The organism is Pseudomonas sp. TMW22090, assembly GCF_022496665.1.
GTDB lineage: Bacteria > Pseudomonadota > Gammaproteobacteria > Pseudomonadales > Pseudomonadaceae > Aquipseudomonas > Aquipseudomonas gregormendelii.
Genome location: NZ_SCFH01000001.1, coordinates 827,335 through 845,361, shown reverse-complemented (window position 1 = coordinate 845,361; position 18,027 = coordinate 827,335). Strand labels below are relative to the sequence as shown.

16 protein-coding genes are annotated in these 18,027 nt (G+C 59.2%); 11 read left to right on the top strand and 5 right to left on the bottom strand.

Going from position 1 to position 18,027, the window contains the following annotated elements; all coding sequences use genetic code 11:
* Nucleotides 1-120: 120 nt before the first annotated feature.
* Complete coding sequence (locus EQV97_RS03980) at nt 121-1,242, bottom strand: alkene reductase (protein ID WP_240888464.1); 1,122 nt, start codon at nt 1,240-1,242, stop codon at nt 121-123.
* Between the two features lie 106 nt (nt 1,243-1,348).
* Nucleotides 1,349-2,026, bottom strand: a complete 678-nt coding sequence (locus EQV97_RS03975; protein ID WP_240888463.1) for a type 1 glutamine amidotransferase domain-containing protein — start codon at nt 2,024-2,026, stop codon at nt 1,349-1,351.
* A 197-nt stretch (nt 2,027-2,223) separates the two neighbouring features.
* Between EQV97_RS03975 and EQV97_RS03970 the strand changes: the two genes are divergently transcribed.
* Nucleotides 2,224-2,817 carry a TetR/AcrR family transcriptional regulator gene (locus tag EQV97_RS03970; RefSeq protein ID WP_240888462.1) on the top strand — a complete coding sequence of 198 codons (594 nt, stop codon included), beginning with the start codon at nt 2,224-2,226 and terminating at the stop codon, nt 2,815-2,817.
* 13 nt (nt 2,818-2,830) lie between these two features.
* On the opposite strand, the gene EQV97_RS03965 is transcribed toward EQV97_RS03970, so the two are convergent.
* Nucleotides 2,831-3,490, bottom strand: a complete 660-nt coding sequence (locus EQV97_RS03965) for a TetR/AcrR family transcriptional regulator (RefSeq protein WP_225569739.1) — start codon at nt 3,488-3,490, stop codon at nt 2,831-2,833.
* Nucleotides 3,491-3,651: 161 nt separating this feature from the next.
* On the opposite strand from EQV97_RS03965, the gene EQV97_RS03960 reads away from it, so the two are divergent.
* The 4 genes from EQV97_RS03960 (at nt 3,652) to EQV97_RS03945 (ending at nt 9,557) form a co-directional block, all read left to right on the top strand.
* Nucleotides 3,652-4,818, top strand: a complete 1,167-nt coding sequence (locus EQV97_RS03960; protein WP_240888461.1) for an ATP-NAD kinase family protein — start codon at nt 3,652-3,654, stop codon at nt 4,816-4,818.
* A gap of 36 nt (nt 4,819-4,854) precedes the next feature.
* On the top strand, nt 4,855-6,258 hold the full coding sequence (gene gcvPA, locus EQV97_RS03955) for an aminomethyl-transferring glycine dehydrogenase subunit GcvPA (RefSeq protein ID WP_122839863.1): 1,404 nt from the start codon (nt 4,855-4,857) through the stop codon (nt 6,256-6,258).
* Nucleotides 6,255-7,811 (top strand): aminomethyl-transferring glycine dehydrogenase subunit GcvPB, encoded by a 1,557-nt coding sequence (gene gcvPB / locus EQV97_RS03950; protein WP_122839864.1) that lies wholly within the window; start codon nt 6,255-6,257, stop codon nt 7,809-7,811. The genes gcvPA and gcvPB overlap by 4 nt, the downstream gene beginning before the upstream one ends.
* A gap of 123 nt (nt 7,812-7,934) precedes the next feature.
* The gene (locus tag EQV97_RS03945) at nt 7,935-9,557 is read left to right on the top strand and encodes an acyl-CoA synthetase (RefSeq protein WP_240888460.1); all 1,623 of its coding nucleotides are present in this window, start codon (nt 7,935-7,937) and stop codon (nt 9,555-9,557) included.
* A 460-nt stretch (nt 9,558-10,017) separates the two neighbouring features.
* On the opposite strand, the gene EQV97_RS03940 is transcribed toward EQV97_RS03945, so the two are convergent.
* On the bottom strand, nt 10,018-11,841 hold the full coding sequence (locus EQV97_RS03940) for an NAD(P)/FAD-dependent oxidoreductase (RefSeq protein WP_240888459.1): 1,824 nt from the start codon (nt 11,839-11,841) through the stop codon (nt 10,018-10,020).
* Nucleotides 11,842-12,085: 244 nt separating this feature from the next.
* On the opposite strand from EQV97_RS03940, the gene EQV97_RS03935 reads away from it, so the two are divergent.
* The 3 genes from EQV97_RS03935 to EQV97_RS03925 all read left to right on the top strand — a co-directional run bounded on the left by EQV97_RS03935 (nt 12,086) and on the right by EQV97_RS03925 (nt 14,808).
* The gene (locus EQV97_RS03935; RefSeq protein WP_240888458.1) at nt 12,086-13,975 is read left to right on the top strand and encodes a sigma-54-dependent Fis family transcriptional regulator; all 1,890 of its coding nucleotides are present in this window, start codon (nt 12,086-12,088) and stop codon (nt 13,973-13,975) included.
* Between the two features lie 48 nt (nt 13,976-14,023).
* The gene (locus tag EQV97_RS03930; RefSeq protein WP_225569734.1) at nt 14,024-14,449 is read left to right on the top strand and encodes a VOC family protein; all 426 of its coding nucleotides are present in this window, start codon (nt 14,024-14,026) and stop codon (nt 14,447-14,449) included.
* Between the two features lie 110 nt (nt 14,450-14,559).
* Entirely contained in the window at nt 14,560-14,808 is a 249-nt protein-coding gene (locus EQV97_RS03925) for a CsbD family protein (RefSeq protein ID WP_122839868.1), read from the top strand.
* 103 nt (nt 14,809-14,911) lie between these two features.
* Here EQV97_RS03925 and EQV97_RS03920 read toward each other — a convergent pair whose 3' ends face one another.
* A complete protein-coding gene (locus EQV97_RS03920; RefSeq protein ID WP_122839869.1) occupies nt 14,912-15,178 on the bottom strand; it encodes a Rho-binding antiterminator in 267 nt (88 codons plus the stop codon).
* Nucleotides 15,179-15,475: 297 nt separating this feature from the next.
* Between EQV97_RS03920 and EQV97_RS03915 the strand changes: the two genes are divergently transcribed.
* The 3 genes from EQV97_RS03915 to EQV97_RS03905 all read left to right on the top strand — a co-directional run bounded on the left by EQV97_RS03915 (nt 15,476) and on the right by EQV97_RS03905 (nt 17,897).
* Nucleotides 15,476-15,661: a hypothetical protein gene (locus EQV97_RS03915; protein WP_225569732.1), complete on the top strand. Its 186-nt coding sequence runs from the start codon at nt 15,476-15,478 to the stop codon at nt 15,659-15,661.
* A 125-nt stretch (nt 15,662-15,786) separates the two neighbouring features.
* Entirely contained in the window at nt 15,787-17,253 is a 1,467-nt protein-coding gene (locus EQV97_RS03910; RefSeq protein WP_240888457.1) for a catalase, read from the top strand.
* 80 nt (nt 17,254-17,333) lie between these two features.
* Nucleotides 17,334-17,897 (top strand): cysteine hydrolase family protein, encoded by a 564-nt coding sequence (locus tag EQV97_RS03905; RefSeq protein ID WP_045058489.1) that lies wholly within the window; start codon nt 17,334-17,336, stop codon nt 17,895-17,897.
* The last annotated feature ends 130 nt before the right edge of the window (nt 17,898-18,027 follow it).

The window sequence follows — 18,027 nt, the reverse complement described above, 5'->3', positions numbered from 1 at the left end:
CCCCTGACAATGCGTCAGCCATCTTTTTGTGTAGCAACGAGAACGTCAGATCAAAGAGCGCGGGAGGGCAACGGAAGGGAGATAGCCCGGGGAGATGGGAGCGCGTTGCTAAACCAGGGATTACTCGTAGGTCGGGTAATCCACATAGCCTTCGGCATTACCGCCGTAGACCGTGACCGGGTTCAGTGGGTTGAGCGGCCAGTCGTGGGCGATCCGCGCTGGCAGATCCGGATTGGCCATGAACGGGCGGCCAAAAGCGACCAGGTCTGCCAAGCCTGACTCAAGCAATCGCGCGCCGGATTCGGCGTTGTAACGTCCGGCATAAATGATCGCGCCACTGAACGTTTCGCGCACCGCACGACGAAAGGCGTGCGGCATCATCGGCGCGTCGTCCCAATCGGCTTCGGCGATGGACAGGTAGGCAATGCCCACATCTTCAAGCACCTTGATCGCTTCAATGTAGGTCGTGTGCGGGTCTTCCTCCACCATCCCCAGATAGGTCCGCGCTTCATCGGTGGTGGTGAACAGCGGCGCGAAACGCACGCCGACCTTTTCCCGGCCGATGCACTCGGCGACGCCCGCCACCACTTCACGCAGAAAACGCAGGCGGTTACCCAGAGAGCCACCGTACTGATCGGTGCGCACATTGCTGTGAGCAGAAATGAACTGGTTTACCAGATAACCGTTGGCACAGTGCAGTTCGATGCCGTCGAAGCCGGCGTCCATCGCATTGCGCGCAGCCTGGATATACAACTGAACCAGTTCCTGGACTTCATCCGTGCTCAGCGCTCGCGGAGCGGATGGCGCAACAAGCGCACCGGCACCCGGCGCCGTTTCGATAAATACGCTGACACGCTCGGTGGCGATCGCGGAAGCTGACACCGGTGCCGCACCATCAGGCTGCAACGCGGTGTGGGACACCCGCCCGACGTGCCAGAGCTGAGCGAAGATCACGCCGTCTTTGGCATGAACAGCCTCGGTGACCGTGCGCCATCCGGCAATTTGTTCAGGTGTGTGGATGCCGGGCGTCCAGGCGTATCCCTGACCCCGAGGCTCGATTTGCGTGCCTTCAGTGACCAGTAGACCCGCGCTGGCGCGTTGCTGGTAATACTCGGCCATCAACGGGTTGGCGACATTGCCCGGTTGCGTGCTGCGCTGGCGGGTGAGGGGAGGCAGAACGATACGGTTCTTCAGGGTATGCCGGCCAAGGGTGACGGGTGTGAAGTAAGCGCTGTTTTTCATGGGATACCTGTTCGCTGGGTATTAGACCAGTCGACTATCGATGGGGCGAAAAAAACACCGTGTGCAAAAAGACGCGCGCGGTGCCTGGGCAGTGAGTTGATACCCGTCAGGCCAGCATTTGCAGCAGCTTTTCGGCGACGGCCGCCGAGCTGGCAGGGTTCTGACCGGTTACCAACTGGCCGTCAGCGACGACATGAACCTGCCAGTCGGTCACTTTGGAATAGCGCCCGCCCAGACGCTGGAATTCGTCTTCGATCAGGAACGGCACGACTTCCGTCAGGCCCACGGCCGCTTCTTCAGCATTGGTGAAACCGGTCACGCCCCGACCCTCAATCAACGGCTTGCCATCAGCAGCGAGGACGTGACGCAGTACGCCCGGCGCATGGCAGACGAAGCCGTGGGGCTTGTGGCTGCGGTCGAAGGCTTCGATCAAGGCGATGGAATGCTTGTCTTCAGCCAGATCCCACAGCGGGCCATGTCCACCGGGGTAAAACACGGCATCAAAATCGTCAGCGCTGACCTCGGCCAGGCGCCCTGTATGGGCCAGTGCCAATTGCGCTGCAGGGTCCTGGCGGAACCGGTCGGTTTCGGCGGTCTGCGCACCGGGCTCATCGCTTTTTGGATCGAGCGGTGGCTGGCCACCGGCCGGCGACACCAGGGTGATTTCTGCGCCGGCATCCTTGAAGGCGTAGTAGGGGGCCGCAAACTCTTCGAGCCAGAAACCGGTTTTTTTGCCGGTGTTGCCAAGTTGGTCGTGGGAAGTCAGAACCATCAAGATTTTCATAGGGCGCCCTGTGTTGGTCAGGTGTCCGAGGACGGGTTCGCCTTCGACACCCGGGAAGGAGTGAGGGGCACAGCATAGTTTCCAATTAGACCAGTCGTCTAGTAAATTCTTTCAGGTGTGTTTCCGGCCGCGCTCTATGGCAAACTCCTGCCCATCAGAAATATACGACTGGTCTATTGTTTGGTATTTTGCGCCCCATGAAACCGACCTACGACGATACCCGCCAACACCTGCTCGATACCGGCCACCGAATGATGGCCGAAAAAGGCTTCACCAGCGTTGGCCTGAACGAGATCCTGCAGACTGCCGGTGTGCCCAAGGGCTCGTTCTATCACTACTTCAAATCCAAGGAATTCTACGGGCAGGCGCTGCTTGAGGATTACTTTGTAGGCTACCTGTCGGACATGGAACGACGTCTGACACTGCCCGGGCTCAATGCCTGCGAGCGGCTGATGGATTACTGGCAGGGCTGGCAGAACCGCTGCACCCTGGAAGGCCATGGCGACGAATGCCTGGTGGTGAAGTTAAGTGCAGAGGTCGCCGACCTTTCCGAATCGATGCGCCTCACGCTCCGTGATGGCGCCGAGCGCATCGTCGCGCGCATCACGGTGTGCATCGAACAGGGCCAACTGGATAAAAGTCTTCCGGATGCCGACGCTCGTCAGCTGGCCGAAACCCTCTACCAACTTTGGTTGGGTGCCAGTTTGCTGAACAAGCTGCAGCGCACGGGGCAATCGTTGCAAACGTCGATGACGATGACGAAGCGGCTTCTGCAATGTCCCCTCGCCTGAATGCAGGAAAGGCTTAGTGGGCAGTACCGTTTTGCGAAGAAACGGGGTCAGCCGACGTGACTGACTCAGGCTGATGACCCTTTCCACTCTCCAGTAGCAATCCGCACACCAATGCCAGGAAGCTTTCGGCCACCTGCTCGCAAGCCTTTTGCGGATCCTCGGCATTGGCAACCCACAAGGACGCGCCGAGCAGGGCGCCCATGATCAGGCGCGCCGTCGCTTCGGAATTGACCGCACGGATCGTGCCTTCATCGATCAGCTTCTCAATGCTGCGCTGGGTGCTGCGGATGCACGCATTCTGGCCTGGCCATTGCGACGGATCGCCCAGCACCGAGGGGCCGTCGAGGAACACAATGCGCTGGATTTCAGGCTCCAGCGACATCTTGATGTAAGCGATGGACTCATCGACAAAACCATCCCAAGTGGTATTTGCCTGCGCGATGATGACCGACAATCGCGCCATCATCTCTTCATCGATCTGGGCGATGACAGCCTGTAGCAAACCTTTCTTGTCACCGAAGTGATGGTAGAGCGCACCGCGGGTCAGCCCGGCTTTAGCGGTCAGATCATCCATCGAACTCTGCGCATAGCCCTTCGCAGCGAATGCATCGCGCGCCGCCTTGATCAGCTTGCCGCGGGTCTCGGTAATCATGTCTGCACGCTTCTGCGCCATTGGTCCTCTTCCTTATCAAAAAAATAACATTCGTGGCGTATGCGAGTTGACATACGGCTCGTATGTCGTATTGTGACTGACATACATGGCGTATGCAATAAGTCCGGGCAGTGTGCTGCTCTGCCTGTGATACGCCGCCATTCAGCACAGGATACCGAGCAATGCGTGAGCAGCGCGACTCCGATAGTCCAGGCCTTGACGCCGGCCATTCCAAAACCATTGGGCTGATTGTCAACCCTGTCGCCGGCATGGGCGGGCGTGTGGGCCTCAAGGGCACTGATGGCCCTGAGGTTCTGCGCGAAGCGATACGCCGAGGCGCACGACCCGTCTCGAGCGAACGGGCCACCCTGGCGCTCAAGCACCTGGCAGCCTCGGCGACGCCATTTCGACTGTTGACCGGCGCTGGCGACCAGGGCGAAGACGTCGCTCGCGCCGCCGGTCTCGACCCTGTCGTTGTATACCGACCATTACCTGGGGCGAGCCGGCCCGAAGATACTCGAAACGCGGCCCTCGTCATGGCAGCCGCCGACGTCGATCTGCTGCTGTTCGCCGGAGGGGATGGGACCGCGCGTGATGTGCTGGAGAGCGTCGGCGATCGCGTGCCCATCCTCGGAATTCCCTCGGGCGTGAAAATGTACTCTGCCGTGTTCGCTACCAATCCGCAGAACGCTGGCAGCCTCGCGGCCCATGTCATTGCCGGCGAGTTCAGGGTGCGCTTTCGCGAGGCCGAAGTCATGGACATCGATGAGGCCGCCATGCGCTCTGATCAGGTGTCGGCGCGCCTCTATGGCTACGCACTCAGTCCGCACGAGCGCTACCTGGTGCAGAACGCCAAGGCCGGTTCAGTCCCCAACGAAAACCTGGCACTCGACGCCGTAGCCAGGCAGGTCGTGCGCCAGATGAAGGCCGGCTGCCTCTACCTGTTGGGGCCCGGCACCACCACGCGGCGGGTCATGACTGCGCTCGGCCTGCCTTCAACCCTGCTTGGCGTCGATGCAGTCATGGATGGTGCGTCAGTCGGCGCCGACCTCAACGAGCAAGCGCTGATGCGTCTCATGGAAGGTCATGCAACCCGGATAGTCGTTGGTGTGCTTGGCGGCCATGGCAGCTTGTTCGGACGCGGTAATCAGCAGATCAGCGCCGAGGTGATCCGCCGCACCGGGCGCGAAAACATCATTGTGATCACCTCGATGGACAAACTTGTTTCCCTCGACGCCGGATGCCTGAGCGTCGACACCGGTGACGGCGAAGTCGACGCCATGCTCAGCGGCCACATACGTGTGCACACAGGACCTGACCGATCCGTCATTTTCAGGGTTCGGTCCTGATCATTTATTCCATCCGCAAAAAACGAGGATAACCCCATGAGCAATCATGTCGCTCACCCGTACATGGCCAATTCTGTTCCCGCACTCAAGCAAGAGATGCTCGACTCGATCGGTGTCGCCAGCATTGCAGAACTGTTCGAGCAAATCCCCGAAGGCCACCGCCTGCAACGTCCGATCAACCTGCCACCGGCTCTGAACGAAAGCGAATTGCGTCGGCACCTGGTGAGTATCCTGTCGAAGAACAAGACGTGCGAGCAGAACCTCAACTTTCTGGGCGCCGGTTGCTGGCAGCATCACGTTCCAGCAGCCTGCGACGAAGTTGTGCGCCGCAACGAGTGGCTGACGTCGGTATTCGGCGAGCCAAGCTCCGACCATGGCCGCAACCAGGCCTGGTTCGAGTTCTGCAGCCAGCTCGGCGAGCTGCTGAACATGGACCTGGTAGGCCTGCCTGTGCGCAGCTGGGGCTGCGCGGCAGGCCACGCCATTCGCATGGCCACCCGCATCACCGGGCGCAACGAGGTCGCGGTGGTCCGCGCCATTGACCCGGAGCGGCTTTCAATCATTCGCAACTATTGCGAACCGGTCGACATGCCAAGCCACATTGTCGTACGCCTGGTCGACTATGACCCGGCAACCGGCTTGCTCGATCTTGACCACCTTCGTGCCTTGATCGGTGAGCAAACCGCTGCCGTCTATTTCGAAACCCCGTCCTACTTCGGGGTGATCGAACAGCAGGGCGCCGCCATCGCCGCCATTGCCCATGCGGTCGGTGCCGAGGTGATCGTCGGCGTCGATCCTATTTCGCTGGGTGTGCTGGCAGCACCGATCGATTTCGGAGCGGACATCGTGGTGGGTACCACGCAGCCGCTCGGGGTGCACATGAATTGCGGTGGCGGCGTCAGCGGTTTCATCGCGACGCGGGACGAAGAACTTTATGCCCACCAGTATCCGACGCTGTTCATCAGCATCGCCGAGACCACCAAGCCCGGCGAATACGGTTTTGGCCTCAGTCTCTTCGAGCAATCGTCCTACGGCCTGCGTGACAAAGGTAACGACTGGACCGGGCACTCGGTGTACATGTGGGCCATCGCCAATGCCGTGTACATGGCAATGATGGGCCCCCAGGGCTTTGAAGACGTGGGTAATGTCATCCTGCAACGGGCTCGTTATGCCTCGAAGCTGCTGGCGGGCATTCCAGGTGTGCGCGTGACCTTTCCCAGCGGTTTTTTCAAGGAGTTCGTGGTGAATTTCGACGCGACTGGCCTGAGTGTGAAAGACATCAACAAGCAACTTCTCGCCCTCGGGATATTTGGCGGAAAAGACCTGACACAGGACTTCCCGGAGCTGGGCGCCAGCGCCCTTTACTGCGTCACCGAGATTCACACCCAGGCCGATCTCGAGCGTCTGACTGCTGCACTCAAAAAGGTAATCGCGCAATGAACACTGCACTCAAGCAATACCACGCTCCCGTCTGGAGCGAACCGGTCATTTTGGAAATGGGCTATCCCGGCCGTCGCGGTGTGATTTTTTCCGATGTCGAAGCCGACGTTCAAATGGCTGTCGGCAGCGCCGCTGATTTGATCCCTGCGAACATGCGTCGTACGCGTAAACCGGCGTTGCCGGAAATGTCCGAGCCCGAGGTGCTGTACCACTATCTGCGCCTGTCGCAGCAGACGCTGGGCATGATGAACATCAGTCTGTTCGGCACCTGCACCATGAAGTACAACGCGCAGATCAACGAGGCGATGGCCTGGCGCCCGGAAATCACTCACATGCATCCTTACCAGGACGAAGACACCCTGCAAGGTGCCCTGGAAGTCGTGCATGGCATGGACACGATCCTGCGCGAATTGTCCGGGATGGATCAGTTCATCTTCCAGGCCGGTGGCGGTGCCGACGCGGCCTACACCAACTGTGCCGTGACCCGTGCCTACCACGCTTCCCGGGGCGAGCTGGCACAGCGCGATGAGATCATCACCACGATCCAGACGCACCCCAGCAGTGCGGCGACCGCGGCGGCGGCGGGGTTCAAGGTGATCACGCTAATGATCGAGGAGAACGGTTATCCGTCGCTCGAATCACTCAAGGCCGCCGTGTCCGATCGAACGGCTGCGCTGATGGTGAACAATCCCGATGACATGGGCGTGTATAACCCACAGATCCGGGAATGGGTGAGGGTGGTGCACGAGGCGGGCGGGCTGTGCTTCTACGACCACGCCAACTTCAACGGCGCAATGACCAAGATTCGGGCTCGGGAACTCGGTTTTGATGCGTGCATGTTTATGCTGCATAAGACCTTTGGCGCTCCGAAAAGCGGGGTCGGCGGCCCGGCGGTGGGCGCTTATGGATGTTCGGCGGAGCTCGCGCCGTTCCTGCCGGCACCGGTAGTGGCGTTCGACGGTGAGCGCTACAGCCTGGATCACGACCGGCCGCAGAGCGCCGGCAAGATCCGTGAGTTCTGGGGCAACGTGCCCGTCATCCTCAAGGCCTACGCCTGGTCCCGTGCCATGGGCGCACAAGGCATGGCCGAAGCGTCCGATATCTCGGTGCTGGCCAACAACTACATGGAAAAAGGGTTGCTGGCGATACGCGGCGTCACCCGCTCCCACCCCGAGGCCACCAGCCCGCGGATGGAGATGACGCGCTACAGCCTTGAGCAACTCAAGGAAGACACCGGGGTTGACGTTCACGATGTGCAGAATCGCATGAGCGATTTCGGCATTGACCCGATGTGGAGCAGTCATCACCCGTGGCTGGTGCCGGAGCCTTTCACGCCCGAGGCGGGCGAGATGTATGGCAAGGAAGCGCTGGATACCTGGATCGCCGTGCTCGCGCACATTTGCGACGAAGCCTACTCGAACCCGGAGATCGTCAAGACCTCACCGCATAATCAGGCGATCCACCGTTTGAAGGCCGCACCGCTGGAAGATCCGCTGCGCTGGGCGATGACCTGGCGCTCGTACCTGCGCAAAAACAACAAACAGACTGCCTGAACCGTTGCAGCGTCCTCGTCGATCAGGCGCAGGCGTTATCGAAGCCTGATCAGAGCTAACAATCAGCCATTGGACGCTGCCAGCATCACTACACGGCTGGCGGTTTCCTCACAGGAAAACGTCATGTCGATTTTCGAAACGGGCCTGGCGCCCTCGCCAGTCAACCATATTGCCCTTTCACCACTGAGCTTCATCGAACGTACGGCTTGCGTCTACGGTCAGTATCCGGCGGTGATCCACGGCGCTGTAAGGCGCAACTGGAAACAAACCTATGATCGCTGCCGGCGCCTGGCCAGTGCGCTCAGCGGGCGGGGCATCGGCAAGGGCGACACGGTAGCGGTCATGCTGCCGAACATCCCGGCGATGCTCGAAGCGCATTTTGGTGTGCCAATGATCGGCGCGGTTCTCAATACCCTGAACATACGCCTGGATGCGCAGGCCATCGCCTTTATGCTGGAGCACGGCGAGGCCAAGGTGTTGATCACCGACCGTGAGTTTCATGGGGTGATCCGTGAGGCCTTGAGCGCACTTGCCAATCCGCCGCTGGTAGTGGATGTGAACGATCCTGAGTACGGCGAAGGCAGTGCCGTGAGCGCTCTGGACTACGAAGCGTTTCTTGCCGAGGGCGACCCCGGGTTCGCCTGGCAATGGCCAGAGGACGAGTGGCAAGCCATTTCCCTCAACTACACCTCCGGCACCACAGGTAGCCCCAAAGGCGTGATTTATCACCACCGCGGCGCCTACCTCAACTCACTGGGCAATCAGATGACCTGGGCCATGGGCAACCACCCGGTGTACCTATGGACGTTGCCGATGTTTCACTGCAATGGCTGGTGCTATCCGTGGACCGTCACAGCGTTGGCAGGAACTCATGTATTCCTGCGTCGGGTTGATCCGCAAAAAATTCTCACACTGATTCACGAGCACAGGGTCAGTCATCTGTGTGGTGCGCCGATTGTCCTCAATGCGCTGGTCAATCTGCCGGAATCGGCCAAGTCAGTTATCGATCATCCGGTCAACGCCATGGTTGCAGGGGCGGCACCGCCGGCGAAGGTCATTGGTGCGGTCGAGGAAATGGGCATCCAGATCACCCACGTCTATGGCCTGACCGAGGTTTACGGCCCGGTGACGGTGTGCGCCTGGCATGCGCACTGGGATGAACAGCCGCTGGACGAGCGCGCGATGATCAAGTCACGCCAAGGCGTACGGTATCCGACCCTTGAAGGACTGATGGTCGCCGACCCGCAAACCCTGGAGCCCGTGCCTTGCGACGGCACCAGTATGGGTGAGGTTTTCATGCGCGGTAATACGGTGATGAAAGGCTATCTGAAAAACCCCGAGGCAACCGCCGAAGCTTTCAAGGGCGGCTGGTTCCATACCGGCGACCTGGCTGTTCGGCATCCGGACGGCTATGTTGAAATCAAGGATCGTCTCAAGGACATCATCATCTCGGGCGGCGAAAATATTTCCACCATCGAAGTTGAAGGCGTCCTTTATCGCCACCCGGCGGTACTGGAAGCGGCAGTGGTTGCACGGCCTGATGACAAATGGGGCGAAACACCCTGCGCGTTCATCACGCTCAAGGTCGGGTATGGAAACACGCGAGAGGCCGATGTCATTGAGTTCTGCCGTGAGCATCTGGCGGGTTTCAAACTGCCCAAAACCGTGGTGTTCGGCGAGCTGCCGAAGACCTCGACGGGCAAAATCCAGAAGTATTTGCTGCGCGACACGGCCAAGGCACTCTGACAAAAGCGCCTCTTGGAAACACGTTGCACCTAGGCGGGATCGGCCCATCCCATAAGGCCAATCCATTCGATTGTTTGACGACTGCGGCGCTTCGGCGAACATTTTGCCCAGCGGCGTCAATGCGTATTCCACCTTGGGAGCACGACACTATGAACGTGGCGTGTAACCAGCCCCCGCGCTTGCACATCGCGCAGTGTCTGCACCAGCATTTTTTTTGGAAATGCCGGGCAGTGCGCGTTGTGGGCTTGGGTTATGCAGCGCCCAACTGGGTCGGCGGGATTCTGTCTACGTGTGCGCTACTGCTGGCGTTGGCGTCGGGCTGGCTGACCGTTTCGCATGTTACCCAGCGCAAGGGGGCTCTAGCTTGTTCCGCAAGTTGAACCAGAACCCAGCGAACAAGCCTGCGGTACATCCGTGGCATTGTGGAGAGGCGCCCAACCCCGGCCGGGCGCCCTTTTACTCAGCCAGTGTGATGACTCTTCGCCAGGCCGTACACAGATGTGTCGATGCCTTCAAAACGCGCCTTCAGCTGCAACGCCAGGTACAGCGAATAATGCCGTGACTGATGCAGGTTGCCACCGTGGAACCAGAGGTTTTGCTGCTGCGTGGGCTTCCACATGTTGCGCAGTTCGCCCTCATATGGGCCAGGATCATTCGTGGTCCCTGAACCCAAGCCCCAGCAGCGGCCGATCTTGTCCGCGACTTCCTGGGAAATCAGCCTCGCTGCCCAGCCATTCATGGAGCCATAGCCCGTGGCGTAGACGATCAGGTCGGCCGGTAGTCGGCTGCCGTCGTTGAGTACGACGGCATCTGCTTCGATGCGTTCCACACCCAGGCCCGGCGCGCTCTTGAGCTTGATCGTGCCGTTAGCGATCAGTTCCGAAGCGCCGACGTCGATGTAGTAACCAGAACCACGGCGTACGTATTTCATGAAAAGGCCAGACTCGTCGTCACCGAAATCGAGCATGAAGCCGGCCTGGGTCAAGCGCTCGTAGAAGTCTTTGTCACGCTCCTTGATCGCGGCAAACACGGGTTGATGAAAGCTTGGCATCACCTTGTAAGGGATCGAGGCGAACAGCATGTCGGCCTTGTCCGTGGTCAGGCCTGACTCCAGGGCGTCTTCAGAGTAGAGCCCACCGAAGACCAGATCCATCAAGCTATCGGAGCGCACGATGTGGGTGCTGGAGCGTTGCACCATGGTCACCTCGGCGCCGTTCTCCACCAGGTCGGCGCAGATATCGTGAGCCGAATTGTTGGCACCGATGACCACCGCGCGCTTGCCGCGCCAGGCGTCTCCGCCGGGATGGCGGCTGGAATGATGCTGCTGGCCGTTGAAGACCTCGGCACCTGCATAAACAGGAACGTTGGGTACGCCAGACATGCCGGTGGCGAGGATCAACTGGGCAGGCTGTAGCGTCAAACGCTCACCATCGCGTTGAACGTCCACCTTCCAGGTGCCACTTTGCTCGTCAAAGCTGGCGCTCACGCACTCGGTGCGCGGCCAATAATTGAGCTCCATGACCTTGGTGTACATCTCCAGCCAGTCGCCGATCTGGTCTTTTGGGGTGAAGACCGGCCAGTGATCGGGGAAGGGCAGGTAGGGCATATGGTCGTACCAGACCGGGTCGTGCAGGCACAGCGACTTGTAACGGCCGCGCCACTGATCGCCAGGACGCTCGGCCTTGTCGACGATCAGCGTTGGTACGCCCATTCGCTTGAGGCGTGCGGCGAGCCCCAGCCCACCCTGGCCGCCACCCACGATCAGGCAGTACGGCTGGGTGGTGATGCCCAGTGATGCTTCTTCGTCACGACGGCGTTCCAGCCAGTTGCGTTTGTCGGCATGGGCATGACCATGATTGGCACCCATCGGGCGACGGCGGCCCCTGGGTTCTTCAAAGCCTTTGAGCTCGCGCATGGTGGTCAACAGCGTCCAGCACAGGCCCTCCTTCAGTCGCACGTAGCCTTTACCTCGCGCCGTAGCGGTTTCCAGGCTGATCCAACCTTCGAGCACACCGTTGTTGAGCGTGGCCTCACCTTCGAGTGTCCATTGCTCGGGCCGAGTTTGATCAAGGCGCGTTTCGAGCATGTCGCGGATGGCAGGCCTGCCTTCCAGGGTCACCAGGTTCCAGCTGAACAGCAGCAGGTCACGCCAGTGACACTCTTCGGCAAACAATTGCAGCGCGCCGTCCAGGTCGCGTTGGGCGAGACGCTCGCCGAGGTTGTCGACCCAGGCCGCGAGCTGGGCAGTTGGCGTTTGCAGGGGTGTTTCGACAGCGATGTTCATGGGCTTCTCCCGTTCTTGTTGTTTTTGTAACAACTTGCCTTGGAGCAAGGCCCGGGCCACCTTTATGAGAGCCCCGTTGCAGAGCGGCTGAAGCAATACGGACGAGGCTTTGACTCCGTTCCATGTCACGATTTCGGGAAGGGTGGATGACAGAGTGTCACGCGGCGCATGGGGCGCTCTCGGTCGGCTTTTCCTATAAGCTGGCAACAGCCCCGTGTCCTGACCGTAGCGGAGAACAAGAACAATGAAGCCGGCCTTTATCAACGCCCATGCACAACAGGTGCTGCAAGCTGTACAGGGCATTCCTGCCAGCCACGGCCATGCGACTGACCTTGCCATCACCCGATCATGGCGTCGTTGCCTGGATCAGCATCAGCTCGATCCCGCCAGCCGCCGCGCGCCGAATGTAGTTGAGCACCCACGCCTGCTGGATCACCGCGCGCCCCTGGAGCACATCATCTCCGTGGCGCACTGGCAGATGACCAGCCTGCACCACCAACTGGGGGGTGACGGCCACGTCGTGCTACTCACCGATGCTCGTGGTGTGGCGATTGACAGTGTGTTCAACGAATCCGAACGAGCCGAGTTCCAGCGTTCCGGGCTGTGGCTTGGTTCGGTGTGGAGCGAGGAGTGCGAGGGCACCAACGGTGTCGGTACCTGCCTGGTCGAGCAACAGCACGTCACCATCCGTCGTGATCAGCACTTCCGTGGCAAGCACGCCGGCTTGACGTGTTCGGCCAGCCCTATATTCGATGCGAGCGGAGAGTTGCTCGCCGTTCTTAACCTCTCATCCGTGCGCGAGGAACAGGGTCTTCAGCAGCACTTCAAAGCCATGGCGTTGACCAATCTCACAGCCAATTTGATCGAGAGCTGTTATTTCCTGGGGCATGATCCGCAACGGTACTTGCTGCGCTTCCACCCTGAGGCAGGCTTCGTCGGACTGCTGGGTGAAGGGCTGCTCAGCTTTGACGAAAGTGCCTGTATCCGTTCAGTCAATCATGCTGCGCTGGACCTGCTGGGCCTCAGCCGTGACCAGGTGGTGGGGCAATCGCTGGCGATGTTGCTGGAAACTCCTGTCGATCAGGTGATGAGTCAAGCCAGTTCGCAACCGAGTGTCTGCTGGCCAATGCGACTTCCGGACGGACGCCAGTTCTACGGACAGTTGCGAGAGCCCTTGCGTCATGCGCCTCTCGTCACGCCTGCAACTCCCCCAATCAACGACGTGCGCGTGTGTCTGGAAGACTCGCGCCTGCAACGTGGCTTTGCTCGCGCATTACGAGTGCTGGAGCGTGACGTACCGGTGTTTCTGCAGGGCGAAACCGGTACCGGCAAAGAAGCCTTTGCTACGGCGCTGCATCGCGCCAGTTCCAGAGCCAGTCAACCGTTTGTGGCGATCAATTGTGCGGCCATTCCAGAAACGCTGATCGAGAGCGAGCTGTTCGGCTATCGCGGCGGCAGCTTCACCGGCGCGCGCAAGGACGGGATGATCGGCAAGCTGGAGCAGGCCCATGGCGGCATTCTGTTCCTTGATGAAATAGCCGATATGCCACTCGCGTTACAGACTCGGCTGCTGCGTGTACTGGAGGAACGTCAGGTGGTGCCCCTGGGCGCCGCGGCGGCACGTGCGCTGGACATACGGCTCATCTGTGCCAGCCACCAGGATCTGCAGGCCTGCGTGGCCGAGGGGCGTTTTCGCGAAGATCTGTTTTATCGCGTCGCCGGCTTCGCCGTGCAGCTGCCGCCGTTGCGTGAGCGTTCAGACAAAGGGCGGTTGCTCGACCTGCTGCTGCGCGAAGAGTCAAAAGGTGCAAGGGTTCGCCTGGAGACAGGTGTGAGGGAGCGCTTGCTGACGCACCCCTGGCCGGGCAATGTCCGGCAACTGCGCACGTGCCTGCGCACACTGGTCGCATTGGCGCTGGAGGGCCGTGTCACTCTGGAAGACGTGGCGGAGTTGCTGCCGGCAGCGCCTGCCGTGTTGGCCGAGGACCCACTGGGAGTCTCTGAGCGGCAGACGCTGCTGAAGTTGATTGAAGCGGAACACTGGCACGTCGCTCGTGTTGCCGCCCGATTGGGGATTAGCCGCAATACGCTGTATCGCAAACTGCGCCAACATGGGATTTCACGACCTGGTTGAATGCGCAATCGCTGTTTCCTGGCCAACAACAACTGTATTGGAGTTCTGATGAGCCTCTCGCCTTTCCACCTCGCAATCCCCGTTTACGATCTCGCTGCTGCACGGACATTTTACGGCGAAGTGTTCGGCCTCGAGGAAGGTCGTTCCAGCAACCAGTGGGTCGACTTCAACTTTTATGGCCACCAACTGGTTATTCACGAACACCCGAAAACCACTTCCCAGGACAGCGTCCATAGCAACCCGGTAGACGGCCATGACGTACCTGTTCCGCACTTTGGCATCATCTTGGGCTGGGCAGAGTGGGAAGCACTGGCCGAGCGCCTGAAGTCTTTTGGCACGCAGTTTGTGATCGAACCCTACATTCGTTTCAAGGGGCAGGTCGGCGAGCAGGCCACCATGTTTTTGTTTGACCCCTGCGGTAATGCCCTTGAGTTCAAGGCGTTCAAGGATATGAGTCAGCTCTTCGCGAAATGAGTCATCAACTTTGAACTTATCATTACGCCTATCCCCCTAATGCTGTGCAAATATCCCCTGGCTTGGGTCGACCCTGAGCTGGCCACTTACACGCAAAGGTTGGGTGAATCATGAAGAGTGAACAGGTCGAAGGTGTAGCGGAAAAACTCACCGGCAAGGCGCAGAGCGCGGTCGGCAGGTTGTTGGGTGATTCGAAGATTGAAGCTGAAGGTGCTGGACACCAGGTTGCTGGTCAACTGACCAAAACCTATGGCGACACGCTCGACAACGTTTCGACGTTTGTTAAGGAAAAACCGGTTGCTGCACTCGCGATAGGTGCAGCAGTGGTGCTGTTAGTGAGTCGGCTCCTGCGCCGCTGAGCCAAGTGTAGAGGACTTCCAGCCGGAACGTCCCTCATGTCTTTACTCCCCCTCGTACTCGCTGGGATTGTCTGTCAGTTAGGGTGCGGGGGCGGGCTTGTTGCTAGGCGCCTGCGAGCGCTATTCGACCGAAACTGGCATTGGAGTCGAGTGGTGTTATTGCCAGCAATTGGTCGAGTCGTAACTCGACCTTGCCGCCTTCATTCTCCACAACGAGAAATTCTTCCTTGCTCGGCGCGGTCCGTGTGGTCAGCGCCCTGGCCACGAAAGCCGGTCCTCGGAGCAGTTCGATATGCAATTCGTAATGGTGCATACAGGCTATCTCCAGGTAGTCATGCAGGTCGCAGTTCAGGGGCTGATACGCTTTCATCTGACGTCTCCTAGCAACCTGTAGCTTAATGATGAAGTAACCCTGGCTGGCTATTGCAGCAGCAACTTCTGGATTGGCGGCTTCGCTGTGACAAAGCTGTCAACGGCGCAGTTCGATTTTAGCATCCTGAATCCGTCCAAATATCATCCATTCCTTATTTAGCGGATATCCGCTCCAGTGACGTGTTCATCATCAGAGGCGCGCTCCTCGCAATTTGCCGTTTTTACGTAGCTCGCGTGTTGGTATTTCCGGAACATCGATTCTCCAGGTTATGGACTCAATGTCGGCAAGGACACAGTGACTATCCAAGTGCCCCTGGCAGCTGTTGGATTTCCCGATAACTTCAAATACGACGGTGTGACGGCAGGGCTCAAGGTTAACGCCGACCTGCACGACCCGCTGCTGTGTGTGAGTTCGGTATGGGATGTCGCATCGGGTGATCTTTCTTTACCGGGGACATGGAATGCCAAGGAAAAGCCCTGAGGCCTAAAGGGCCCAATAACGCCGAACGCGGCGCATGAGATCAATGGACCGACATACTTGCATGCCATCGTTACCACGAGCGATCTGGTCGAATTGCTTCGTTAGTGCCCTGAGAGGTCAACCTGATGAACGATAAAAACCTGACTCACGCCACCGGCGCCCCGGTTGTCGACAACCTCAATATCCAGACTGCCGGGCCACGCGGGCCTGCGCTGTTGCAGGATATTTGGCTGCTGGAAAAGCTGGCACATTTCGACCGGGAAGTTATTCCGGAGCGGCGCATGCATGCCAAGGGTGCCGGTGCCTACGGAACCTTCACCGTCACCACCGATATCAGCCCTTTCAGCAAAGCCAGTCTATTTGCCGAGGTCGGCAAGCAGACGCCGGCATTCGTGCGTTTTTCCACGGTGGCGGGGGAGCGTGGCGCGGCCGATGCGGAGCGAGACATTCGCGGCTTTGCGGTAAAGCTGTATACCGACGAAGGAAACTGGGACATCGTTGGCAACAACACCCCGGTGTTTTTCTTCCGCGATCCGCTAAGGTTTCCCGACCTGAACCATGTGGTCAAGCGCGACCCCCGCACCGGGCTACGCTCGCCAACCAACAACTGGGATTTTTGGACACTGCTGCCCGAAGCGCTGCATCAAGTAACAATCGTCATGAGCGATCGCGGCATACCCGCCAGTTATCGGCACATGCATGGTTTCGGCAGCCACACTTTCAGCCTGATCAATGCTCACAATGAGCGTGTATGGACCAAGTTTCACTTCGTCTGCCAGCAAACCATCACCAATCTCAGCGACGGTGAGGCGGCGGAGGTCGTTGGCAGTGATCGCGAGAGTCACTTGCGTGATCTCTATGAATGCATTGAGAGCGGCGATTTTCCACGCTGGAAACTGTGCATACAAACCATGACAGAGGAACAGGCTCGTACCCATCGTCACAACCCCTTTGACTTGACCAAAGTGTGGCCACATGGCGAATTTCCACTTCAGGAGGTAGGAGTACTGGAGCTAAACCGGAACCCTGAAAACCATTTTGCCGAGGTTGAACAAGCGGCATTTTCGCCCGCTAACGTTGTGCCTGGCGTGAGTTTTTCGCCAGACAAAATGCTTCAGGCTCGCCTGTTTTCATATGGTGATGCGCAGCGCTACAGGCTGGGCGTGAACTTCAACCATATCCCGGTCAACGCGCCACGGTGTCCATTCCACAGTTACCACCGCGATGGTGCCATGCGCACTGACGGCAACCTCGGTTCAACGCTGTCCTATTTTCCCAATAGTTTTGGCGAGTGGCAGGATCACCGGCAACTCCACGAGCCGGCACTGTCGCTAGATGGCGACGCGGCCCATTGGGATCAGAGTGTGGTCGAAGATCATTACGAGCAGCCCGGTAATCTCTTTCGACTCATGACGCCGCTTCAGCAACACCTGTTGTTCCAGAATACGGCACGGGCTATGGGTGACGCTCCGGTGATGATCAAGCATCGGCATATCATCAATTGCTCGAAGGCCGATCCTGCTTACGGTGAAGGAGTGGCGCAAGCACTTGGTCTGAGTCTTGTAGCGCAAGAACTGGAAAATGCGAAGTAAGTCCAAGGGCGTGCGGCCAACTTGAAGGAACAAGCCCGGCAGGCCACCCATTTCTGTGATACGCGATTGGGAGAAAAATCATGGGCAGTACTGATTCGAACAAGAAAGCACTGGTGGTCGTTGATATCCAGAACGATTATTTTCCAGGTGGCAGATGGGCTCTTTCGCACGTCGAGGACGCGGCCGCCCAGGCGGCGCGAGTGATTGATCGGTTTCGTGAGCGCGGCGATTTGGTGGTGCATATTCGTCACGAATTCAAGGACGAAAATGCGCCTTTTTTCCGCCCCGGCAGTGAGGGTGCGCAGATACACGAAAGCGCAAAAAATCGCGAAGACGAGCCCGTGGTGCTCAAGCACTTCATCAATTCGTTCCGTGAGACCGAACTGAAAGCCATACTCGATCAGCACGGGGTCAACGAAGTGGTGGTCGTCGGTAATATGAGCCACATGTGCGTAGACGGCATGACCCGCGCGGCGATCGACTTCGGCTACACCACCACCGTACTGCACGACGCCTGTGCCACGCTCGATCTTGAGTTTAACGGGGTCAAGGTGCCCGCCGCGCACGTGCATGCCGCGTTCATGGCTGCACTGAGTTTCGGTTATGCGCCGGTCATTTCCACCAGCGAATACCTGAGCCGTTGATCCACTGCACCGGGCAGGCGGATGGGCGGCCATGGTCATCTATCCGCCTGCCGTTTTCGTCGTCTATGCTGAGCACCTGGACTGATCTGGCACGGAGGCTGCCTTCCACTGTTTCGGGACCGGTGAGGTG